15 protein-coding genes are annotated in these 24,775 nt (G+C 51.8%); 9 read left to right on the forward strand and 6 right to left on the reverse strand.

Going from position 1 to position 24,775, the window contains the following annotated elements; translation table 11 throughout:
- The first annotated feature begins 103 nt into the window (after window positions 1–103).
- From CRP01_RS16245 to CRP01_RS16255, 3 genes are all read left to right on the forward strand, one after another.
- Window positions 104–1,663, forward strand: coding sequence for a pyruvate kinase (locus tag CRP01_RS16245; RefSeq protein ID WP_170110399.1), 1,560 nt, complete (start codon window positions 104–106; stop codon window positions 1,661–1,663).
- A gap of 132 nt (window positions 1,664–1,795) precedes the next feature.
- Window positions 1,796–2,146 carry a PadR family transcriptional regulator gene (locus tag CRP01_RS16250; RefSeq protein ID WP_099151124.1) on the forward strand — a complete coding sequence of 117 codons (351 nt, stop codon included), beginning with the start codon at window positions 1,796–1,798 and terminating at the stop codon, window positions 2,144–2,146.
- Window positions 2,140–4,896, forward strand: a complete 2,757-nt coding sequence (locus CRP01_RS16255; RefSeq protein ID WP_099151125.1) for an ABC transporter permease — start codon at window positions 2,140–2,142, stop codon at window positions 4,894–4,896. Before CRP01_RS16250 ends, CRP01_RS16255 begins: the two co-directional genes overlap by 7 nt.
- A 45-nt stretch (window positions 4,897–4,941) precedes the next feature.
- On the opposite strand, the gene CRP01_RS16260 is transcribed toward CRP01_RS16255, so the two are convergent.
- Entirely contained in the window at window positions 4,942–5,646 is a 705-nt protein-coding gene (locus tag CRP01_RS16260) for an NUDIX hydrolase (RefSeq protein ID WP_099151212.1), read from the reverse strand.
- Window positions 5,647–5,749: 103 nt separating this feature from the next.
- Here CRP01_RS16260 and CRP01_RS16265 point away from each other — a divergent pair, with 103 nt between their 5' ends.
- Both CRP01_RS16265 and CRP01_RS16270 read left to right on the forward strand, forming a co-directional pair.
- Window positions 5,750–7,384: a carboxylesterase/lipase family protein gene (locus CRP01_RS16265; RefSeq protein ID WP_099151126.1), complete on the forward strand. Its 1,635-nt coding sequence runs from the start codon at window positions 5,750–5,752 to the stop codon at window positions 7,382–7,384.
- A gap of 177 nt (window positions 7,385–7,561) precedes the next feature.
- Window positions 7,562–9,172 carry a carboxylesterase/lipase family protein gene (locus CRP01_RS16270; RefSeq protein ID WP_099151127.1) on the forward strand — a complete coding sequence of 537 codons (1,611 nt, stop codon included), beginning with the start codon at window positions 7,562–7,564 and terminating at the stop codon, window positions 9,170–9,172.
- Between the two features lie 97 nt (window positions 9,173–9,269).
- Here the strand turns inward: CRP01_RS16270 and CRP01_RS43185 are convergent, their stop codons facing one another.
- The 4 genes from CRP01_RS43185 to CRP01_RS16285 form a co-directional block, all read right to left on the reverse strand.
- Window positions 9,270–9,398: a hypothetical protein gene (locus tag CRP01_RS43185; protein WP_262510328.1), complete on the reverse strand. Its 129-nt coding sequence runs from the start codon at window positions 9,396–9,398 to the stop codon at window positions 9,270–9,272.
- Entirely contained in the window at window positions 9,373–14,940 is a 5,568-nt protein-coding gene (locus tag CRP01_RS43320) for an Ig-like domain-containing protein (RefSeq protein ID WP_099151128.1), read from the reverse strand. The genes CRP01_RS43185 and CRP01_RS43320 overlap by 26 nt, the downstream gene beginning before the upstream one ends.
- Window positions 14,941–14,973: 33 nt before the next feature.
- Complete coding sequence (locus CRP01_RS16280) at window positions 14,974–17,745, reverse strand: PD40 domain-containing protein (protein ID WP_170110400.1); 2,772 nt, start codon at window positions 17,743–17,745, stop codon at window positions 14,974–14,976.
- A gap of 69 nt (window positions 17,746–17,814) precedes the next feature.
- Window positions 17,815–18,885, reverse strand: a complete 1,071-nt coding sequence (locus CRP01_RS16285; RefSeq protein ID WP_170110401.1) for a PorP/SprF family type IX secretion system membrane protein — start codon at window positions 18,883–18,885, stop codon at window positions 17,815–17,817.
- Window positions 18,886–19,863: 978 nt separating this feature from the next.
- Between CRP01_RS16285 and CRP01_RS42755 the strand changes: the two genes are divergently transcribed.
- On the forward strand, window positions 19,864–20,823 hold the full coding sequence (locus tag CRP01_RS42755; protein WP_185154567.1) for a hypothetical protein: 960 nt from the start codon (window positions 19,864–19,866) through the stop codon (window positions 20,821–20,823).
- A 163-nt stretch (window positions 20,824–20,986) separates the two neighbouring features.
- Window positions 20,987–22,219 carry a C40 family peptidase gene (locus CRP01_RS16295; RefSeq protein ID WP_099151131.1) on the forward strand — a complete coding sequence of 411 codons (1,233 nt, stop codon included), beginning with the start codon at window positions 20,987–20,989 and terminating at the stop codon, window positions 22,217–22,219.
- Here CRP01_RS16295 and CRP01_RS43325 read toward each other — a convergent pair.
- Window positions 22,209–22,646, reverse strand: coding sequence for a response regulator transcription factor (locus tag CRP01_RS43325; RefSeq protein ID WP_099151132.1), 438 nt, complete (start codon window positions 22,644–22,646; stop codon window positions 22,209–22,211). The two genes, CRP01_RS16295 and CRP01_RS43325, sit on opposite strands and share 11 nt — an antisense overlap.
- 153 nt (window positions 22,647–22,799) lie before the next feature.
- Between CRP01_RS43325 and CRP01_RS16305 the strand changes: the two genes are divergently transcribed.
- Together CRP01_RS16305 and CRP01_RS16310 are read left to right on the forward strand one after the other, a co-directional pair.
- Entirely contained in the window at window positions 22,800–23,381 is a 582-nt protein-coding gene (locus tag CRP01_RS16305; RefSeq protein WP_143473408.1) for a hypothetical protein, read from the forward strand.
- 521 nt (window positions 23,382–23,902) lie between these two features.
- Entirely contained in the window at window positions 23,903–24,619 is a 717-nt protein-coding gene (locus CRP01_RS16310; RefSeq protein ID WP_099151134.1) for a head GIN domain-containing protein, read from the forward strand.
- Window positions 24,620–24,775 lie beyond the last annotated feature (156 nt).

The following is a 24,775-nucleotide window of genomic DNA, read 5'->3' on the forward strand; positions in this document are numbered from 1 at the left end:
ATTATCATAACATCCCAGTCCTTTTATGAATAATATTGTAGAGCTATCGGGTTAGCACGGTAGGAGTGGGCTTTGGAATTGGCATGACCAAAAGATGCTGCACATGACACAGGAACAAAACGTCCGGGCACTCATCCGTAAATTACTCCGGGTGAGAAAAGACATTATCGAAAAGGAAATCGCGGTGACCGAAAGGCTTGGAGACCTCAACGAGAACCACCGACACAGCGCCAGTAATCTGGTGCGTTATCTTGCCCTGCGCACTTTTAATTTGCGGAATATCCAGCCGGAATTATCCAATCTGGGGATCTCCTCTATCGGCACCTCCGAGCGGTATACCCTGACCAATCTGGACAACATCCTACACCTGCTGCATTTACTGGTGGGCGAAAAATACTACGGCGAAAAGCTCAATTACCAGCACCGGACGACGGTTTTCAGCAGCTGGGATCGACTGCAGCGCAATGCCGTTAGCTTATTCGGACAAACCTCCAAGCATACTCCCCATATCATGGTCACCATGCCGTCGGACGCAGCGGAACACGCAGAACTGGTGGAACGCTTACTCAACGAAGGCATGACGGTGGCCCGGATCAACTGCGGGCACGATGATGAGGAAGTGTGGCTGGCCATCATCGATCTGGTAAGGACCACGGCCGCGAGACTCAACAAATCCTGTAAGATCTACATGGACCTGGCCGGTCCCAAGATCCGGACCGGGCCGGTGGCAGTGATCCAAAAGAAGAAGAAAAAGAAAAACAAAAAACCGGTAGACTATCTCAGTCTGCATATCGGTGATCCGCTCCGACTCTACCGGACACCACTGATGGGCATGGATGCGGTCTACGATGATCAGGGTAATCTGCTGCAGCCCGCACGGATCGCACTTTCACTGCCGGCCATCTTTGACGATCTGGGGATAGGAGATGCCATCTGGTTTGACGATGGTAAGATCGGTGCCGTAGTACACTCTCTGCATGAGGATTACGCCCTGCTGAAAATCACCCACGCCGGCATTAAAGGTGGCCGCCTGCGGGCGGAAAAAGGCATTAATCTTCCCGGTACGCACCTGAATCTGCCTTCCCTGACGGATGACGATCTGGCTGCCCTGCCTTTCGTTGCGGCCCACGCCGATATTGTCGGATATTCTTTCGTTCGTCACCCGGAAGATGTACATACCCTGCGTCGTCACCTGATCAGTCTCGGCCGGGAAGACATCGGTCTGGTGCTCAAGATCGAGAACCGTACGGCTTTTAAAAACCTGCCAAACCTCTTGCTGGCCGGCATGCAGCACGCCAGTCTCGGAGTCATGCTGGCGCGGGGAGATCTCGCCATAGAGGTAGGCTGGGAGAGGATCTCCGAAGTTCAGGAACAGATCCTCTGGATCTGCGAAGCAGCCCATGTGCCCATTATCTGGGCGACCCAGGTGCTGGAATCGCTGGCCAAACGGGGAACGGCTTCCCGGGCGGAGATCACGGATGCGGCCATGAGCAACCGGGCGGAATGTGTCATGCTGAATAAGGGGCCATTTATCGTCGCTGCGGTGCAGATGCTCGGTGATATCCTCAACCGCATGTACGCCCACCAGTGGAAGAAAAAGGAAACACTGCGGAAATTACAGGTAGCAAAGGATTTTTTCAGGCAGGAGCTGGTTGATCTTTAAAAATTTTCGGGCATTTTAAACGACCGGATACTATCTTTTATCTACATTTATAGATAAAATAATCTGCGTATGCTTGACTTCGGTAAGTTTTTTATCTACATTTATGGATAAAATAACTTTTACCGGATAATAATGCTTAGGAAAAAAGGGAATCATCTGGGCGAATTCGAGGAGATCGTAATGCTGACCATTGCGGCCCTGCAGGACGAAGCCTACGGTCTGGCCATTAAGAAAGAACTGGTGGAGCAGGCGGAACGCAAAGTTTCCATCAGCGCCGTCCATGCCGCCTGCAATCGTTTGGAAGAAAAGGGATTGCTTTCCGCCCACTTCGGGGAAAAATCCGACCAAAGGGGAGGGAAGCGGAAAAAGATCTATACGGTTAGCCTGAAGGGCCAGCAGGCCCTGCACGATGCTCAGGAATTGCGCATGCGACTGTGGCAACGCATTCCGCGTACCAGCTTCGATATCGATATCGCATGGTAGATCCGCGGCCGCCATATCACCCACCTCCGGCCCGCATCATGACGTTTTTGCGCTGGTTCTGTGCCGCTTCCTTCCTCGAAGAGATCGAGGGTGATCTCAATGAACTGTACCAGGAAGAAGTGGAAGAGTACGGTCTGAAACGGGCCCGCCGCCGTTTTCTGTTCACCGCCTTACGGTACATCAATCCCTATTTCTACGGTAAAAAAGACCTGACTGTTTACCTTTCACACCAACCCGATATGTTAAAACATTATTTCAAGATCTCGCTTCGGCAGTTGCTGAAACAGCGATTTTACGCCCTGATCAATATTCTGGGGCTGGCCATTGGTATGGCCTGTTGTATCACCGTTTTGCTTTACGTCTACGATGAAACTTCCTACGATGCTTACCACGCGGATGCCGACCGGATCCACCGGGTATCTCTGCAGGTCGTGGAAATGTCTTCCGGGAATGAATCACCGGTAGCCAATTCGCCCATTTTGTGGGGGCCGGCCCTGAAGAAAGACTACCCGGAAGTGGAGGACTATGCGCGCTTCGTACGCCTGGCCAGTGCGGAGAATCCTTGGGAAATGCAGGTAGGGGAGAACGCATTTATGGAATCGGAGATCCTCTACGCGGACCCCTCCGCGCTAGATCTATTCAACTGGCCACTGCTCCGGGGCAATAAAGAAACAGCCCTGGCGGAGCCCCGTTCGGTGGTGCTCACCGAAGATATGGCCCGGAAGTACTTCGGAGAGGAGAACCCGGTAGGGAAAGCGATCGAGCTCGATCCCCGGCTGCGTGATCGCGAGGGCAAGCTGACGGGAGAAACCTTCGAACATACCGTTACCGGTGTGCTGAAGAATATCCCGCATCGTTCTCATTTCAGGTTAGATTTCCTGCTGCCTTCCCGGGACCTGAACGGCATTTACGGAGGAGACATCACCACCGGCGCCGATATCAACTCCTGGTTTTGGCGGGGTAGAGTAGGGTACACCTATGTCAAGCTGCGCGAAGGCGTACAACCCGAAGTACTGGAAGGCCGGTTCGAAAAATTTATCGATCAGTACGTGGGCGACGGCACTACCTCCCGCGGGTACTACTACGCTCCTTTTTTGCAACCACTGGATAAGATCTATCTGGAGGGAAATATAGAAGCCCAGTTGCAACCCGTGGGCGATATGACCTACATCTACATGTTCTCGGTCATTGCGCTTTTCGTGCTGTTTATCGCCTGTATTAATTTTATGAACCTGGCTACTGCCCGCTCCACCATTCGGGCTAAAGAAGTAGGTCTGCGCAAAGTTGTCGGCGCCCACCGCAGCCAGTTGATCGGTCAGTTCCTGAGCGAATCGGTACTGATCAGCCTCGTTGCTTTTCTGCTGGGGATCGGTTTGGCCCGCCTGGCCCTGCCGGTATTCTACGGCTACCTGGGCAAGGAATGGGTGATCGATTACAGCCGGGAGATCCCGATCCTGCTGAGTTTATTGTCTATAGGACTGATCGTCGGCATAGTTGCCGGAAGTTATCCGGCCTTTGTCCTTTCCCGTTTTCGGCCCGTGCAGGTACTACGTGGACTGCTTCCCAAAAGTATGGGCAGTGCTTATCTGCGAAAGGGACTGGTGGTATTCCAGTTTGTCATTTCGGCCTTTCTAATCATGGCCACCATGACGGTATTCCGCCAACTCAATTTTATGCGGAATCACGACCTGGGGTTTGATCAGGAACGCGTATTAGTACTACCGCCCGAAGTGACGAGACCCGTTTCCGGTCAGTATGAAGCTATTCGTGAACAACTAAGGGGATTGCCGCAGGTTGAAGATGTTACCATCTCCTTCGGAGTACCCGGGCAGGGCGGCAGCGGTGATCTGTACGGAGAAAAAGGCGCGCCGCCGGAAAGTGCCCTTGGCCTTGGAGAGTTTTTTGTGGATCACAACTTTGCCGACATTTACGATCTGCAGATCCTGACCGGCCGGAATTTCGATATCCGGCAGGGTACCGACCAGCCGATAAAGGATGAGGATGGCCGCATCCGGGAAGTCAAAGCGGTGATCAATGAGGAAGCCGTTCGTCGCTTTGGCTGGGCTTCCCCCGAAGAAGCCATCGGTAAGCAGATCATCCGGGACCCCGGCGCGGGGGACTGGACCGCTACCGTCATCGGGGTCATGAAGGATTTCCACGTCCGTTCGCTACAGGAATCGATCGATCCCGGGGCGTTGATCCTGATGCCGCAGTACAGCCATATATCCATTAAACTCCAGCCGGGAGATCCCGGGGAGGCCATTTCCAGTGTGGAAAAGATCGTAGAAGGCTTTGCTCCGGATGTTCCCTTTACTTATAATTTCCTGGATGAGACTTTTCAGCAGCAATACGAGGTAGAACAAAAACTGGGTCGGGTGTTCAGCTACATTTCCTTCCTGGCGATCTTCATTGCCTGTCTGGGATTACTGGGGCTGGCGGCCTTTACCACCAACCGGCGGATCAAGGAGATCGGCATCCGCAAAACTCTGGGAGCGTCCGTTTCGGATATCGTGATGCTGCTTTCCAAAGATTTTACCAAACTGGTCATCATTGCCGTTGTGCTGGCGGTACCCATTGCCATCTGGGCAACCAACCAGTGGCTTGAACTCTTTCCTTACCGCATTGCTTCTAATCTGGTGACCTACATCCTGGCGAGTGTGATCGCCGTTCTGATCGCCTGGCTGACGATCAGTTTTCAGACCATCCGGGCGGCCCGCTCGAATCCGATGGAAAGTTTACAGACAGAATAGCGGGGGCGTGGTGCTGATGTTCGTCCGTCAGCACCATATCCAACTTTATTCTCCTTCAAAGCTGTATAGATAGGGCGCTTTGTGCGCTTTGCCCGAGTAGCGCTTTTCGTGCCGTTTCAGAATGCCCAGGCTGAGCATTTTCCGCTGGAAGGTTGTTCGCCGCAAGGGCGTGCCGAGAATGGCCTCGTATACTTTTTGCAATTCTTTCATCGTGAAACGGGAAGGCAGCAAATTCATTCCAACCAGTTTTCGTTCCAGATTTTCCTGCAGGGTCCGGTGGGCTTTCGCTACAATATCCGCGTGATCCAATATGAGGGGCGGCAGGTCGTTGAGCGGATACCACTTGATCGAATCGGATAATGCATCCGGTTGGGCATTCACCTTATTGTAGTTGATCAATGCGTAATAGGCTACGGAGATGAAGCGATCCAGCATCCAGCGAAAGTCGTCGACGGCAAAGCCATTGGCCTGCAATATCGTTTCCATTACTTCCGGCTGGTAGCGCTCCAGGCTGCCGAAGGTGTAAAACTGTTCGAGGTATATATTGTCCAGTCCGGTCCTTTCCCGAAGTCCGCGGCGAACGGCATCGTTCAGCGGTTCATCCACTCTGACGAAGCCGCCGGGCAGGGCGAACATCCCCGTATTGTGGTATTCCATGATCAGTATTTTCAGTTGTTCTCCCGAAAAACCGAAGATCACGGAGTCATAGGCGATATGTGGTAAAAATCGTTGCTCAGGCACTGATCCCATGTGCTTATCTTGATTAAAATCCAAAAATAGATAGGAATTTCAGAAAAAACTAATTACTATTGTCTCATTATGTGACAATAGCAAATGTCAACAAGCAAGCATCATGAAAAAAATTATCCAATCTGCCATTCTGGTATGTTGTTTCAACCTCATAGCCATGGCTCAGAACCACAACGCCTTCCCCGTCCAGACTACCGTCCGGAACGGGATCATCGAAGGCAATTACGATACGAAGACCGGAGTTCAGAAGTACTTTGGGATCCCATACGCTCAACCCCCGGTAGGCGAACTCCGCTGGAAGGCCCCGCAGGCGCTGGGAAATTGGGAAGGAGTGAAGGAAACCAAGCGTTTTGGACCCCGCGCCGTGCAGGCTCCTGTATTTGGTGATATGAATTTTCGCTCGGACGGGATCAGCGAGGATTGTTTGTATCTCAACGTCTGGACGCCCGCCGACCGGAATACGACCGGCCTGCCGGTACTGGTCTATTTTTACGGTGGGGGCTACGTCGCCGGTGACGGCTCTGAACCCCGCTACGACGGTGAAAGTATGGCCCAGAAGGGTATCGTGGCCGTGACGGTCAACTATCGCCTCGGGATGTTTGGGTTTTACGCTCACCCTGAGCTCAGTGCGGAAGCGCCTTACAAAGCTTCCGGTAACTACGGTTTGCTGGACCAGCAGGCTGCCCTACAGTGGGTACATGATAATATTGCCGCTTTCGGTGGCGATCCCGATAAAGTGACCATTGCGGGCGAATCCGCCGGTTCTATTTCGGTGAGTGTCCAGATGGCTTCGCCTTTGTCCCGGGATCTGATCGCCGGAGCGATCGGTGAAAGTGGTGCGGCCATCAAACCAACCCTGCCGCCGGTAAGCCTGGCCGAGGCCGAACAGATCGGCCTGGATTTTGCCAAAAATGCCGGATACCCCAGTCTGAAAGAACTACGGGCCCTGAGTACCAGGGAAGTTTACGAGATCTACCAGGAGTCTAGACGTTTTGGTTTCCCGATGGTAATCGACAATTATCTGCTGCCAAAAACGCTGCCGGAGATCTTCGCTGCCGGAGAGCAGGCGCAGGTCCCTTTACTGCTGGGCTGGAACTCCGCTGAGATCCCGGGTATGGCCTTCATGCAGGGGCAACCCTACGAAGAGGAAGCTTTTGTAGCCAAAGTGAAAGAGGCTTATCCCGAAGAGCACGCAAAAGTACTGAAACTATATCCACACGGCTCCAAGAAGGAGATCGAATATTCGGCTACAGCACTGGCCTCGGACCGTTTTATCGCCTACAGCACCTGGAAGTGGTTCGATCTGCACCGCAAGAACAGTGAAGCGCCCGTTTACCGTTATCTGTACAGCAAATTACGGCCACCGCTGGTGGATCAGACCCGGACCTCAGCTTTGGCGGGAGGCACCGTAGAAAGAGACCCCAATGCGCCGGAAATGCCCAAACCCATCGGCGCTCCCCACGCCTGTGAGATCGAATACTGCATGGGTAACCTGCATCTGGTAGATGATTACGCCTGGACGAAAGAAGACTATAAGGTATCCCAGATGATGCAGAATTACTTCGCCAATTTTATCAAAACGGGTAACCCCAACGGAGCCGGACTGGTAGAATGGGCGGATGCCAAAGCCCAGGACAGCACGCCTCCGGTGATGATCATCGATACCGAATGCAAAGTTGAAAAGGCCACGAACGACGGCCGCTACGAATTTTTGGATAAAGATTACGGCAATCAGTAACCGCCGTATCAGCAATAAATGTAAGCGGGGCTCTGAATCTTGCGGTAGTGCTACCATAAGATTCAGAGACCCTCAGTAATTGGATGGGGAACCGTCCAGCCCGGGCCGGCCGTTCGATCGGCTGAATAGCTCCATCCAGTTCCGGATCACTTTGTCAAATCAAAACGACTTCCAATCATGAAAAGAACTTCCATCGCTTTAGTGGCGCTGCTTTGCAGTAGCCTAATGGCCTTCGGCCAACTGAAAACCGGAAAAGATATCGCCGTCACGGATACCGAGACAGGCAAAGTTCGCGGTTATATCAGTAATGATATTTTCACCTACAAAGGTATTCCCTACGGTCAGGCAAAACGTTTTGAGACCGCTGCAAAACCGGCAAACTGGGAAGGTGTACGCAGCTCAATGACCTACGGTCCGGTAGCTCCGCTGATCACGCCGACTACAAGTGTTAATGACGAGATCGAATTTGTATTTGATCACGACTGGGGCTACACCAGCGAGGACTGTCTGGTGCTTAATGTCTGGACGCCGGGCATCAACGACGGGAAAAAACGCCCGGTCATGTTCTGGATCCACGGAGGGGGATTCGCTGCCGGCTCTTCGCAGGAGCTGCCGTCCTACCACGGAGAAAACCTGGCCAAGAAAGGGGATGTAGTGGTCGTCTCCATCAATCACCGCCTGAACGTTCTCGGTTTTCTGGATCTTTCGGCCTACGGAGATAAATACCGGAATTCCGCAAACAACAGCATCCTGGATATGAAACTGGCCCTGGAATGGGTGAAAAGCAATATCGCCAACTTTGGCGGCGATCCGGAAAATGTAACCATTTTCGGTCAATCCGGTGGCGGAGCCAAGGTCAATACCTTGATGGCGATGCCGTCGGCCAAAGGCCTGTTCCACAAGGCAGTCAATCAGAGTGGTGCTTTCCGTTCGGAAATGCTGGAAAAAGAAGCCACCCAGGCCATTGCGGCGGAAGTATTGACGCAACTGGATATCAACGCCCGCAATGTGGATGAGATCCAGACCGTACCCTTTGAAAAACTGGCCGCTGCGGGGCAGAAAGCGCTTCAGGTCGTTAGCGACCGGATGAAAGCAGAAGGAAAAGAAATGCCGGCCTTTGGGCTCAGTTGGGGGCCGAGCCGGGATGGAGAAGTATTACCGCATCAGTTGCTGTCCGAAGCGGCACTGGCTATTTCCCGGGATGTTCCCCTTCTGATCGGAACGGTTAAGAATGAATTTATGCCTTCGCTGGGCGGCGGGTTGACCCACGCCAGTGAAAAGGAGATCCTGCAGGTGATCGAAAAACAACAGGGAGACCAGGCTAAGGCTTTCGTAGCGGCTGCCAAAAAGGCCTATCCGGATTATCGCCTGCCGTCGGACCTGATCGATATCGATACGCGTTTCCGTCCCGGATGCGTTTACCAGGCAAATGTTAAATCTGCCCTTCCGGGCGGTGCACCGGTCTATATGTATATGTTTACCTGGCAGTCTCCGGTGATGGACGGCAAATACAAAGCGCTGCATTGTATGGAATTGCCCTTTGTGTTTGACAATGTTGAGCGCAGTCGCCAAATGACCGGAGCCACTGCGGAAGCTCAGGCGCTGGCGGATAAGATGAGTCGCTCCTGGATCAATTTCGCCCGCTTTGGGAATCCCAACATTCAGGGACTTCCGAAATGGGAAGCCTACACGGGGGAAAACGGAACGACCATGTTTTTCGATGATACCTGTAAGATCCGCCACCACCACGACCAGGAACTACTGACCTTGCTGGGACTACTGCCTTAGATCAAGAAATACCCAAAAAAAAAGCCGGTGCGCATGCGCACCGGCCGGGGTTTCCTAATTCTTTTAAATGTGTAATCCCAGATAGTTATAAAAATGCTTACTTCAGTAAGCTAATGTTTCCTTGGGTCTGGACGTCGTCGCCGGTGGGGCAATCCACCCGCATGAAGAATCCGTAAACGTCCGGCGGCAGGTCTCTGCCTTTATAAGTACCGTCCCATCCATCCATCCATCGGGTTTTCCGTTTTGAATACCAGATCTCCCCAACGGTTGTAGATCTGCAACTCAAATCCGGTGATCTTTTCCAGGAAGTTGCTGCGTACCCGCAGGATGTCGTTGATATTATCGCCGTTCGGCGTAAAGGCATTCGGCAGGAAGAAATACTCGGCGGTACAGATCAGTTCCGTTACCATTATCGGAATGGAAAGGGTTTCCATACAACCGTCCTTTTCTACCGTTACGGTATAGGTCACCAGGCCGTCCTCATCCGGAGTGACGGTAACAACGGGGCCGTCGTCCGGGGTGATTTCGCCGGGACCGGTCCAGGTGTAGGTACAATCTTCACAGCCGCTTACCGTGATGGTGGTGGATTCGCCCAGGCAGATATCCTGCGGTTCGGCGCTGATCTCCAGCTGGCTGAGGTCTTCTACCTGAACTGTGGTGCTGAGTACCAGTTCACAACCCTCGGCATTAGTTACCGTTACCGTATACTCTTCGGCCAGTTCCGGATTAACCGAAACGATGGGGCCTTCATCCGGGTCCGTAGCATCAGTCGGCGACCACTGGTAGGTTAACTCCACGGTCGGATCCAGATTGGTAACCATGATGGTAATGCCTTCGGTCGGTTCACAGAAGACCTGGGGCGGTGTGATCTCGGCCAGAATCGGACTAACGATCACCGTCACGGTGTCCTGTTCGGTACAACCCACGGCGTCGCTGGCAACCACCGTATACATGGTGGTATCGCTCGGCGGTGTAACTGTGATCTCGGCGCCTTCGCCTACCGGGTCTCCACTGAGTTCGGGATTGTCGTACCAGGTGAAGGTGACTTCCGCATTTGCAGTAGCCATCAGGGTAACGGGAGTTACTTCACAAAGCGTGGTGTCTCCGCTGGCCATCAGATTGATGGGCGGGCTTACCGCAATGACCACGTCCTTGGTAATAACACATTCGCCCGTGGGGTCGCTCACCGTCACAGTATACGTCATCGTATCGGTACCGGTAAAGATCGGGTTGTGCGGACCGTTAGTGGTCAGGTCCAGATTATCTTCCGAACTCCACTCGTAAGTCAGATCCGGATCTCCGCCGGGATTGATCGGAGTCGGCGTATTGGCACAGACATCGATATTATCATCCGGCAAACTGTCGCTGATATCGTTCACAACTACAGTTACCGTGCTCGTGTCGGAGCAGGCGGTCGTTTCGTCCGTCGCTACGGCCGTATAGGTATAAGTACCGTCCTCGGCCGGCGGATTGATATCCACTGAGGTACCGTTGCCGATCATATTGGTCAGGTCCGCATCATCGTACCAGGTAATGGTAGCCGGGATATCCGTACTGGCACCCAGGGTGAGGGCTGTGCTTACACAAAGGGTCGTATCGCCGGTCGTTTCCAGATTGATCGCCGGAGAAACGATGACCACTACCGAATCAATAGCTTCGCAGGCTACCGTCTGACTGGCATCGGTGATCGTTACGTTAAACACGGTGGTCTGATCACCGGAAAATACCGGGTTAGGAGCATTCGGATCGTCCAATCCTGCTTCCGGGGACCAGGTGTAAGTATAGCCGTCCGTAAAATCCGGATTGATGGCGGTGGGGTCGCCGGCACACACGAAGATCGTGTCCGGCACCGTCGGATCAAACGGTACGGCTGTTACGTCTATGGATATAGTATCTGAGCATTCAAATTGGTTGCTGACAATGGCCTGGAAAGTTACCGTACCTTCCTCAACGACCACGGTTACACTCGGGCCGTCCGTGGCGGATATGATGTTTCCGGCCGGAGACCATTCGTAGGTCAACTCATCCAACTGATCCTGATTAATGATCGTGATTACGGTCTCCTGACCGCTACAGGTGGTTATCGGGCTGAGCGGGTCCGTCATGATATCAACTCCCTGATCGATCACGATCACAGTATCCATTTCGGTACACCCGCCGGCACCTGTTGCGGTAGCGATAATGGTATCTCTCCGCAGCGGGTTGACGGTTACCGAAGTGCCGGTACCCAGGTCGCCCTCACTGGTGCTCATCCACTGAATGGTCACCTCAACATCGGCGGTGAAGGTAATCTCGGCATCTTCGCCACAGGTGATGATATCGTCTCCGAGGTCCAGGTTGATTGCATCCGGCACCATTACCGTGATCTGCTGGGTAACAGCACAGGTATCCGAACCGGCAATGTTCAGCACCGTAAGGGTATACTGCGTAGTTTCGGTCGGTGAGGCAGTCGGACTGGCTGCCGTCGGATCATCCAGGCCGGTGGCCGGTGACCATTGGTAAATGTATTCCGGATTGCCGTCGGGGTTAAGTACTACACTTTCCCCGGGGCAGATAGCCACTTCCGCCGGAAGATCAATGTCCACCAACTGGATATCTATGGTTTGCGTTTCACTTTCTTCGCAGCCATTATCGGACGTGATGGTCAGCGTGACCGTTAGTTCGCCGGCAGCATTGAAAGTAATGGTCGGATTTTGTTCATTGGAAGTCTGACCGTCGCTGAACGTCCAGGACCAGGCCACGGTATTGTTCATGGAATTGAAGGAAGTATCCGTGAACATGATGGTGGCACTCGCGGAGCTACAATCGATCAGGTCATAACTGAAACCTGCGATCAGTTCCGGTTCTCTCACCGTCACCTGCTCGATCTTGGTGCTGACGCAGGAAGCATCGTAGATGGAAGTCAGTTGCACCGTATAGGTGCCGGCTTCGCTGTATACGTGCGTCGGGCTCACCTCGGTACTGGTGGTGCCGTCTCCGAAATCCCAGATGAAGCCAAAGGCTCCGGTGCTGGTATTGTTGAAGATAACGGTTGCGCCGTCACACTGCAATTCGCTTTCAAAATCATAGGTAGCGTCGGCATCCAGGATGGCTACTTCCACCGTGTCGCGGTAAGTACAGCCGAACTGGTTGGTAATGTCGACAAAGACCGTATTGGTTCCCAGTACTTCAATGTAATCGGGCGTAGCCGTATCCGTTCCACCGGCGAAAGCATCGGCCGGGGTCCAGGAGAACGTCAGTACATCGTTGGGATCCTGATTGACGGCAATAAGCTGTAGTTCTTCTCCGGTACAGGCCGCCAGGGTATCCGGTAAGGATACGTTGACGGGGCCTCCACTCAAAGTGAAGGGCGCTTCCTGAATACATCCGGCCGCATCCTGCGCCTGCAGGGTATAATTGATCTCACCCATCAGCGGCAGGGTGATGGTCGTTCCGTTGCCGATGACGTCGCCATTGCTGTCCAGCCAGGTAAAAGTAGCCGGTACATCGCTGGAGGCCGTCAAAGTGGTTTGCGGTTCACAGCCCGACAGGTTACCGCTAACCTGCGGATTGATATCGGTACTTACCACCACGGTTACTTCGTCCTGAATGAAACATTCCGGCGCGTCCAGATCGCTGATGGTAACGGTATAGGTGGTGGTAACGTTCGGGGAGAATACCGGAGTCGGTGAAGTCGGATCATCGATGCCGGTAGCGGGCTCCCAGCTAAAGGCCAGGCCGGTAGCGTCGCCCATGAACGTGATGCCGCCGGTACTGCCGAAACAGACTTCCACTACTTCCGGATAGCTCAGGTCGATGGCGGATTCTACTCCGATGGTCACCGGGAGGACATCCGTACAGCCCTGCATGTCCTGAACGCTCACTTCGTAATCACCAGCCGCCAGACCGGCAAAGATGCCGGAATCCTGGAAGTCTCCTCCGTTCAGAGCGTACTGATAGCCACCCTGGCCACCTGTTGCCGTAGCCATAATAATGCCGTCTTCGGCAGCGTCACAGCTTGCGTTGGTCGTCACTGCTTCGAGGGTCGGTGCTTCGGAAAGCACGATGTTCTGACAGCATACTCTTTCGCAGCCTACCGGGTTGGTAACCGTTACGCAGTATTCACCCTCTACCGTCAGTGGACCGGTGCTGGCTTCCGTACTGCTGAAACCGCCGGGACCGGACCAGGTATAGGTGAAAGTATCGAACGAACCGGATACTTCTACCGAGAGTTCGGTGCTGGCTCCGTCGCAAAGCGTAGTATCTCCAAGGATCTGACAGCTCAGCAGCGGAATATCCGCCCGGGTAACCAGGCTGCTGCTGGCGAACCACCAGGTATTGATCGTATTTTTATCGCCGTAGCCCGTAGTCAGGGCATCCATACGGTCGGCGCAATTATCTACGTTGATATTAAAATTGGTCCAGGTACGGCAGTTGTCCACACCGCATTCGCACCCGCCCCGTCCGTCTTTCGGCTGACCGGTGCCCGAATCTTCAAGGATCGCCCGGTCATCCCAGTACAGGCGGTTTGCGCCGGCATCGCCGCATATCGGGCGAACGGTTTCCACACAAAATCCGTTTTTCAGAAATTCCGCATCATAAACGGCGTAGTGTTGTACCCCGCGGGTATAGGTGAACAGGAGGTCCACCGTATCGCCGAAGGCGACCATGGTACTGTCACCCCGTAAGCCGTTCCAGGGAACACAGGCATTGAGCTCATCCTGAGTAAAGTTATACACGATACTTACATCGGTGCTTTCCGGATCGAACATGCCGTTCTGGTTGAAGTCGATCACGATCTCTACCTGCCCCGGGTCCGATACGGTAACATCCAGGCAAAAGCCGTCGCCATCGGCACAGCTAAAGGTAGTAGCGGAGGTGATACCACCGCAGTCACCATCGGGAAAAACCAAGGGATCGGGTTCGTTCAGGAAAATGCGGTGTTCGGCCGAAAAGGCCGTGGCGTTGAAGCCGGGAATGGACTGGCGATCCTGTTCCAGACTGCCGGTAGTGCCGGGCCCGGTACTGTTGAAGGCTACGTTGAAGGAGAGCCCCTGAAAGCCGGATTCGCTGAAATCGATGCGGGATACGAAACCATCCGTGGTGTAAGAATACAGAACGCCACTGAAGGGGCGGTCCCATTCGCAGTCCGGGAGGATATCCATGTTGGTGGGTGGGGTACGGAAAGCCCAGTTCTTGGACCAGATCCGGCCCGGGATAGGCTGGCCGCCCTGCGTCACCGTAAAGTCCCAGAATGCGATATTTACTTTATTGTCACCGTCGCTGAGTACGTCGGTAAATTCTATATAGTAGTCTCCGGCCTGACCGGGAGCGAATTCGTAGATCGGCAGTCCGTTCTGGGTCCGGCTTACATCGTAATTGCCGAACTGACTTTGGGTCCAGTTATTAACGTTGGCGGTGGAGTTGTCGATCAGGAACGGGCCGTGAACGATATTGCCGTTGCTGTCTACGATCCGAAAACGGTAGCGGCTGCGTCCGAGGTCCAGTTGCCTTCCGGCGTCATTGTACTCACCGGAAAGGCCGATATACAAGATCTCGGTGGGATTGGCGAGTGTAACTACCAGACGGCTGTCGGCCGGTCCTCCGTAGGAAGCGAAATTGCCGAAGTCCGGCCGGTTGGTTTCCAGCATAACGATGGAATCCAGGGGAGTTGGCGCTACCTGTCTGGTCCCTTCTGCCCAGGCAAACTGACTAATCGCGAAGAGTAGGGACAATACGAGCCACTTACTCCGGCGAGGGAGTGATTTTTGGGAAAATTTGCAGTTCATGTTCTTATAATTTTTAAAACCCAGGGACGAATGCTAATTTTTTGAAGCAGTTTTCTCATCAATTTTAATGTTGGTAATCTCTACCCGCCGTTCCAGTGATGCGATAATACTGTAGATCGAATTCTTCAGATCATTCAGGTTCTCACTGACTTTCTGCAGGTCGGCAGTAGATTCACCCAGAGCCTCCTCCTCGAAGGAGAATTGCCCTGATCTCATGTATGTTAAAAAGGCGCCATCATTGTAGCTGTTGAAGTGGTTCTTCACACTGGATATCCGGCGCATACTCAAAATACGGTTGTAGGCACTGGTGGCACGGGGGCTGGCGTAACCCTTGATGCTGATCTTGATGGAATTGCCGTCTCGCAAATAAGTCAGCAGTTCCTCGGAAAAGGCCACCAGTTCCAGCCGGCCGCCTAGTACCTCCCGGTCGAAGAAGTCGATAAAACGTTGACTGGTTAGGAATTTTTCATTGTCGTCCATGCCTTGGGTAAACTCCTTGATGAAGGTGTCCCGTTTCTCATAGTAGGCAATATTTGTCTCAATGTATTTTTTGGTCGTGGTGCGACGCACCGTACGCGGATCGGGATGATCGTTGTCAAAGTACAGCGCCAGCGGGAGGAAATCCCAGGGTGGCTTGCGGTTGAGGCGGATCTCCCGCAGTACGCGGCCGTTGGAGCCTTCGATCTCCTCCGGAGTGAATACGAAATCCTCCTCGATCGGAAGGTAGCCGGGACGGGTAGCTTTTACCCGGTATTTTTTGTTGAGATTCAGCGGGAAGAGGAAATCGTTGCTGTTATTGTTGGTAACGGAGTCGATCCGCACTTCAAAGCCGTCATCGGTCAGTTCGTACAATTCGAGCGTAACATTGGGCAGTGGACTGCCTTCTTCGCCATCGTAAGCCAGGATCTCCAGTTCCTGCGGGAAGTAGAGATTGCGGGTGACGCGATTGACATTCTCAAATTCAGGATCGGTCAGGTCCAGGGTAGTCTGGGTCGGGAAGAAGCCCGGACGATTCCCCTTGATGACGTATTTCTTATTTCTTTTGACGATGAATTCGAAATCATTGCCGGTCTCATTGTCCAGGGTAGAAACCAGTACTTCTTCACCGTTGGGTCCTACTTCGTAGAGAGATACGCTGGCACCGTTCAATTCCGTGGAATCGATGGACATAAACGTGAAAACATCCAGAACCACACCGGGCTCCAGATAGAGATCCTGCTGGATCTGGGTTTTGTCCTTATACTTGGGATCGTTGGTGTCGATGTAGGCGATATCACCGGTAAAGTTCTCTTTAGCGGCCGTGATCCGGTATTTTTTACCACGATCCAGCGGGAAGAGAAAATCGTTACCATCGTAATTGGTTCTCATACCCACCACGCGCTCGGAGCCGTCTTCATTGATCTCGATCAATTCGACCGTTGCTCCCAGTAGTTCGGTTTTGTCCAGGCGGTTGTAGGTCAGAGCCAGCAGTTCCAGCATATCTACTTCCGACCGGTAAATGTCGTGGCAGCAGGCTTCCTGCTCTTCGGTCCAGTAAATCGCGTTGGCCACCTGGCGCTTGGAAGCGAAATAGGCATTTTTACCGTCCGGTGTACGCGTGTAGTAGATATCGGCAAAGCTACTGTTGATCGGCGCTCCGAGGTGCTCGGGGGCATCCCAGCTTTCACCGTTCTTCCGGCTCTGGTAAACGTCAAAATCCCCCAGGGTCTGGTACCCGGTGGAACTGAAATAAAGCGTACGGGTCGGAGAATACCAGGTCGGTGTTACTTCATCGGCAGAGGTATTGATGGCTTCTCCCAGGTTGACGGGATCAGTCATGCTACCGTCCTCTTCGATCATGCTCGACCAGATATCGAGACCACCCTGACCGCCATCGCGATCGGAAACAAAGAAGAGGTACTCATTGCCGTTCACCGCATCGAAGCCGACAAACGGCTGGGTATTGGTGAAATCATCCAGGTTAATATCCAGCTTTTCCGGCTCTGACCAGGCGTTGCTGCTACTCACATTACTGCGGTAGATATCGCAACGGATATTGGTCATGTCGGTATATTCACAGACGGTGTAATAAACCGTTGTATTGCTCTTATTGAAGGCCGAGTGGCCGATGTGTTTTCCTTTCTTGTTGAACTGTTCGGAAAAAGGCAGAGTCACCGAGGTCTGAGCCGTTTCGCCGACCATTTGCGAAGTGAGCAACTGAACGTAGGTGCGTACCGGGTTGGCCGTATCCTTTTCGTAGGTATACCGCAGGGAGGAAAAATAGAGCATATCCCCTTTGAGCACCGGCGCAAAATCAGAATAGGCCGTATTGACATTGGCCCCCACGTTAGCGATCTCCAGGTCTTTTTGATTATCCATGACGCCCTGCGCCCAAACGGCATCGTCCATGCCGCGCTGGGCCAGACGAACGTACTGGGGAGATGCGTCGGGATTATCTTCCAGGTACTGTTCGTAAAGATCCCGTGCCTCCTGGTATTTTCCGAGCCGCTGTTTGACCGCTGCGAGATGGAAAGCCGCCATGGGGTAGCTGGAATTGGTTTCCCCCATCAGCACGTGTTGGTATGCATCCTCCGCCGAGCGGTAAGCGTCGAATTCCCGGGCGGACTCGGCGTATTGGTACCAGAGGTCCGTGCGGGAACTATCGTATTCGATCGCTATGCCATAGTATCGGTACGCCGCGTAATAATCGCCAGTGGTAAATGCCTTATCTCCGGCTTTTATCCATTGGTCCTGGGATTGCGCCTGCAGTTGGGAGGTAAAGCAGCACAACACAAAAAACAGAGCGGCAGACAGGTATTTATTCATAATAATTTGATTGCCTTTCCAGTGAAAAAAAATGCTTTGTTTGTGTTCCATTCCTGTAAGGGAATTCGCTTAAATAAGCGGACAGTGCTTAAAGTAGGGCAGAGGGCGTACCTTACGTAAGATATAGCGAACAGAAAATTCCGGTCCACCGCGACGTTGCGTCGTTACGTTGAAATCGGAAATGTTAATATCGTAACTAAATCCGGCCCGCCACTGACGGTAGTGTACTTCGACATTAGGCATCCAGGCATCACGCGTAGCGGTAAACTGGTCAATCTCATTGAATCGATAGGAAACGCCCAGTTGTACAGCCAACTGGCGGCCCAAACGCCGGCTCAGGTGAACCCGGGCGCCGATCATGCCTAAAAATTCTTTGTAGGGAGCTTGAAATTGTCCAACCAGGTTACCCACGGCATCCAGGTTGCGACCTAACTGTACTACTCCTAGAACGTAAGGAGCGAACCGTAAAGTGAGTGGCGTCTTATAATTATCGTAAAAACTTTGATCCGGCTGGGTAATATGGAAAATACCGACGCCGAAATCCAGCTTGGATCTTTTCTCCAGCCGGTCGATCACCTCGGCGGCATCCAGTCCCTGCAGGCGGAAGTTGATCCCCGCGGCGAAGTCCAGGAAGAACTTGCTGGTGGAACCGAAACTCTCGCCCGAACCGAGGGTGGGGTCGTAGGTTCCGCTGCCGGTGTCGAAGCCGTTGTCAAAGGTTAGGTCATCCACCTGGAAGCGCCGTTGATTGGCCGAGACCATACCGCCCAGGGAAGTAAAGAAGTTGTTGGACAGCTGGTGGGTGTAAGAACCGCTCAGACCGAGATTGGTGAGGTTGAGTTTGGAATATCCGGCCTGATCGTAATTAAAGGATAATCCACCGGAGAAAAAGCCTTTCTTGGCGGTGCGGTTGATGAATTTCATATCCGCAACGGCGGTGAAAGTCCGGTAGTCTACCGGTGTGGAAGCCCACTGGCCGCGGTAATTACCCATAAAACGTACATCGCCGCCAAAAACACCGGTCAGCGCCGGGTTGATGGTTAAAGGTGCGTTGTAGAATTGTGTATAGTGAATGTCCTGTCCATTCACCTGCCCGATACCTAACCAGCCAAGGATCAGGAGGGCGAAAAATTTGTTCAAGCCAGTTCGGTTTAGCGATGTTGGGAAAATAGACCTTCCAGGTTTAATCGGTACAATTTGACTGTTCATGGTAGTTACTCATAGCCGGATAGGCCAAACCATCCGGAAAGTTAGTTAAAATATTGGTGCTTCCGGGGCAAACCGGAGAACAATTTGCTTTTGTAATGTGGTATAGCAGATAGGTCTGTCTCTTATCTTTTCGGATGAGGCTTATGAAGACCTGCTAAATATTGTATTTCCAGCTACGCAGGCCTTATTTTATCATCCTAGGGTCGCAGAGGGGACTGTCTGAAGATCGATGAAATTATCAAATTTATTACAATCTGTAAAGTACTTCTGTTACAATGAAATATGGGTACTCAAGCAATAAATTCGCTTAATATAAAGGTGTTGAACGTGAATCCTTTTAATTGGTTGCATAAAAATAAAAAAAATGTTAGAGGGAAGAAAAAAGATTTTACTTTTTTATTTGACCACTTTTTGACTAATTGTGCCGTTTCCTGCTAAAATGCTACCGTTCCCTAAAAAAGTGCCAATTGAAATGTATTAGCGATTTGAATATATCAAATTGTTTTCCTATTATTGTGACAACGTTTGACACACGTGGTGAAATAAACAAGATTTCACCTTCGTTTTTCACATACTATTAGTCCAATTGCACATCTTACAGACTCATCCCCGTGAGTCATCTTAGTTTTACTTTACCCCGAATACCACAATGCAAATCCCCGGCCCGATGGGCCAAGCCTTAATTTTTTTTCTACAATCCCACAACCATTGCATCAATAGCCTGAGACAGGTCTGTTGATCAAATGCGAAATTTCATTTTGTACCTTTCGTTTTGACGCCATACCAGAGGCGGCAAGGCCCGGATACTTATTGCCCTGCTTTAACGACCGGTCGAGCTACTCTGGATATACCAATAGAGCTTTAAGATGAGTCTGCGATTTTGTCCAACTTCAAAAAAAAGGAAAAGACGTGAGAAAGGGTTTGCTTCTATGGATCATGGTGACGATTTCCCTCTTGCAGCTAGATGCCGCTAGGACTATTTATGTAAAGAATGGAAGTAATGGCAACGGTCAATCTTGGGAAAGTGCATTCGGCGACTTACAGAAAGCGCTGAAGGCCGCGAAAAAAGGCGATCAGATATGGGTCGCAGCGGGTATTTACGTACCCACTTACGATGGTGACCGCAATGTTGCCTTCAATTTGGTGAACGAAGTTTCTTTGTACGGCGGGTTTGCCGGTTTTGAGTCCAGTATTCACGAAAGGGATCTGACCTTAAACCAAACGGTCCTCAGTGGAGAGATCGGCTCGGCGACTAAAGACGACAATTCCTTCACCGTAGTATTTGCAGAAAAAATTTCACCACTTACTATAATCGACGGTTTCATTATCAGCGACGGAAGTGCAAATGGGACCGAAGCAAATGTGCACCGCACTACCTGCGGAGCTGCCTGGTTCAACTCCAACTCTTCACCAACTATCTCAAACTGCATTTTTAAACAGAACGTTGCCCGCCTCGGTGGTGCCATTTATAACTACGCGGGCAAAGGTGGAAATAGCAGTCCGAAGATCAAAGCCTGTACTTTCGTAGAAAATCAGGCTGACCTCGACGGGGGATGCATTTACAATAACGGTGATGAAGGAACCTGCAGCCCACGGATCGAAGAGTGCCATTTCAAGGATAATATTGCAACTTACGGTGCCGGTATCATGAACCGCGCCAAATTTGGAAAGACCCTGGTTACTGTTTTGGGATGTAAATTCATTAATAACAAATCATTAGTAAAGGGTAGCGCCATTTACAATCACCGCGACAACAGCGGTATTTGCCAGGCCAACACCCAGGACTGTATTTTCGAAGACAATTTAGCTTCCATCGGAAGTGATATAAACAACACCCTGAACAACGGGTTAAGTACCGGAGGTAATTAATTCAACAGTCCAGACTATCGTTTACCTCCAATTGCACCTTTAATATTTAGGCACCATTGATCACTAATGGCCGACTGAATCTCAAAGATTCAGTCGGCCAATTTTTTTATGGGTGCTATTCGTATCTTTGTAGCGGCCCTGTAAGCTTTTAAATAAGATCGCTATGAGAATGAGCACTTTTAAATATTCGGGGATCAATCTCCTGGTCCTGACCCTGCCGCTGGTGTTCACCGCCTGTATGGAACGGACGATACCCCAGCCCATCAAGGCCGCCCTGACCGAGATCCAGAAGACCTATGCGCCGGATCGCCGGGTTGCCATATTTGACGTCAAGTCGCATTCCCGGAACGATACGGTTTTCCTGGAAGGGGAGACCAGCCTGCCCGAAGCCTACGCCGCTGTCGTCCAGATGCTGGATCAGAAAGGCGTGGTCTACGTTAATAAGGTGCAACTGTTGCCCGATCCGGCCCTGCCTTCCCGGGGAGTAGTTAATGTATCGGTTGCCAATATCCGCTCCAATCCCAAGCACAGTGGCGAATTGTCTACCCAGGCGCTGCTGGGGATGGGCCTGAAAGTATACAAACAGGAAGGATCCTTCTCTTACGTGCAAACTCCCGACGGATATCTCGGATGGATGGATAGCGGCAGCTTTGTGCTGATGGACGATCAGGCGTACCAGGAGTGGATCACCGCCGAAAAGGTCATCTTTACCCAGGATTACGGATTTGTGCAGGATGCCGCCGCAGACCAGTCCGGACGGGTCGGAGATCTGGTGGCGGGTAATATTCTTTTAAATGAAGGAGAAAATGGCGCATACCGCGCGGTGGCCTTCCCGGACGGACGCAGAGGTTTCGTTCCGGAAGAACAGATATCCGGGCAAACTCCCTGGCTGGAAACCAAACACGATCTCCGTATCCCGCAAATCGTGGGTACCGCGCTTAGTATGATGGGACGGCCCTACCTCTGGGGCGGTACCTCGGGCAAAGGCATGGACTGCAGCGGATTTACCAAAACGGTTTATTTCCTGAACGGTTTCGTGCTGCCGCGGGATGCCTCCCAGCAGGTGCACGCCGGAGTGGATGTCCCTACGGATACTACTTTTAACGCTCTGCGGACCGGAGACTTCCTCTTTTTCGGCGAACGTACGGATGATGACCAGGAAAAAGTACGCCATGTCGGCATTTATCTCGGTGAAGGACAGTTCATCCATTCCGGTGCGGACAATCCTGGCGTGAAGATCGAGAGCCTGTTGCCGGACAGTCCGAATTTCGCGGCCCACCGGCGGGAGACCTTCCTGCGGGCGCGACGTATGGAAGTCGGCAGCCCGGGAGTATTGTCCATTGAGGACCTACCGGATTTTTTCGGTCCGATGCCGGCTCATCAGCTTATCCAATAATACCGATCTCTTTAGCCTTCTGCACCGCCTGAGTGCGCCGCCGGACGTCCAGCTTTCCGAATAGGTTGGAAGAATGGGTCTTTACAGTGTTCAGCGAAATGAACAACAGATCGGCTATCTCCTGATTGGAATGGCCGGCGGCAATGAGTTGCAAAACTTCATACTCACGATCACTGATGTTCAATTTATCCAGTTGGGCGCGGGGAGGCGGCGGCGGTTGTGCCGAAGGAAGGGTTGCTCCGGCCGGTTTCCGGCTACGGGTAAGTTTCAGTCCCATCCAGATACCCAGGGTGGTGAAAAGCATCGCTACCAGGCCGATGTAGAATTCTACACTGAGATCCCGCAGATAATACCGGTATTCCAGACTTTTCAGCAGGGCCACCAGCAGGGCCAGCGCCAGCCCGTATATCCAAATGATGCGTTTCATCTTACAAATTTAAATACGAAGCCGTCCTAAAAAAGGAAAAAGGCCTGTTCAATTGCTTTTGCGCTTGAAATTGTGGTCATATCCCCTTATTTTAGAGGAATGGAACGGTATTTTCGCCAATTAGTTGATGACATTCGGCATGCAAAAGCAAATGTGCCAGAACCCTGGTGGACATTTGTGGATCATGACGAGCAGACACTGAATTGGACGGAAGATCCCAAAACCGCTCCGCGTAAGTCTCTGGAAGAATGGACCGGATTGCAAAAGATCCAACTCCCACCCGCCAGCTATCTTTCCGATAGGCAGGTCCATATTCTTCTGGAAGAGCTGAAAGATATGCTGGGAGAATACAATTGTCACGTCGTCTTTCAGGTTTCCGTGCCGGAGCCCCTACAGTACGAAGTGATCCGTACCCGATTCGACCAGCAAAGCCCCCTCCTGGTGGCTAATATGCACTTTTTTGAATTCTGCGATCCTTCCCAAAAACTAGGTAAATGTCAACTCGGCGATTATTGCCATTGCCGATTCTTTGAAAACCTGTTGGCCGATTACGAAGAAGATGGAATTGACTTCGAAACCGGTCATAACTTTTTATTCGAAGAAGAAAAAACTTACCTGGATGCTTTTGAGACCGATGCTCCCTTCTTCGATGATTTTTACGACAACGACTATGACGACCTTGATGGATTAGATTGGGACGATGAGGAAGAAGATGATGACTGGAACCTTTTCTGAAACTTTTACCAGACAGGCTTCTCCTTGTTAAACGCTCACGGGACTGGATCAGATAATATGTTAAACGATTGAGTAATGACTCATTCATTTATTATATTTGCTGCTAATATGAAGAATCGTTTACCTTTCTTCTTCTAACCCAACGCTTTTACAGAAGCTAACTTATCTTCCCAAACACATTAGATCCTAGATAATCAACTACATGATGCTGACAGTAGCATGCTGCCTGCTGTGCATGTTCCGGTACTGTGCGGTTTGAAGCGCAGGTTCGGGATGGGCTTATGGTGGGCTTCATCCGGACTTCGGGGTCAAAGCAGATCCCACTGCTGCCGGAGACGGTCCGGTAGCCGCAATGACGTCCTTTTAGACGGTCATCCGGCTGTGCTTTTATGCTCTGTCTGGTAACAGTCTCTAAGGATCAACTAGCCCCACCGGAACGGATAGTGGGTATTTTGCCGCTACCGGTCCGGATGTCGTGATTTTTTACCTGTTTCATTCTATACTCGCTCAATTACATCGCCATGAAAAACATTACCTTCGCAATCCGAAAAAAAGCCTTTTTTCTGATGTTCTTTTGTTCAATGGGAGGCTTGCCCGCTCAGGTTGGACAAGGGGGCATCACCGAACAGGAGCGCATGATCACCGGCTTTACGGTGATTGATGTTGATGACGGCATTGATGTATACATCGCTCCCGGCGTCCACGCCAGTGTGCTGGTGAAAGCGGATCATCACCTGGTGGAAAAGTTAAAAACCGAACTCTCCGGCCGCGAACTGAAGATCAGCATGGAGGGCTCCTATCTCAAGCCGCAGAAACTGGAAGTATACATCGAAATTCCGGTACTGGAGGGCATTTCCGCTCGCGGGGGTTCCGATATCTACGCTACGGGAAACTTTCAGCTGGGCGATTTTTACATCCGGCTGCAGGAAGGCAGCGATCTTTGTCTGGCTATGAATGCCCAAAAAGTAAGCTGTGATCTTTCCGGTGGTTCGGATGCCAATCTGGAAGGGAAGGTCAAAATGCTCACCACCGAAGCCCGCGGAGGAAGTGTGCTCAAGGCCAGTGGTCTGGAAGTCCAGAGCTGTAAGTTGAAAACTATCGGCGGTTCGGATGCCTATATCTGGGTCATTGGAGAACTGGAAATGGAAGCGCTGCAATCCAGCGGGATCTTTTACCACGGCAAGCCGCATATCCTCCACCAGAAAGCATCCGATGATTCGGAGATCCGGTCACTCTGAGAGAGCAGACCCGGAGAAACATCAGTCATCCTGAATTTTTTCAGGACTTAAAAATGACCTCGTAGAGGTTAAACATTCGTAGAAAATAGTCGAAAGCGCTTATCCAAGCTAAATTCTACGAATGTTTAACCTCTCTGAGACATACAACGCCTTTTA

This window comes from Flavilitoribacter nigricans DSM 23189 = NBRC 102662, assembly GCF_002646595.1.
GTDB lineage: Bacteria > Bacteroidota > Bacteroidia > Chitinophagales > Saprospiraceae > Flavilitoribacter > Flavilitoribacter nigricans.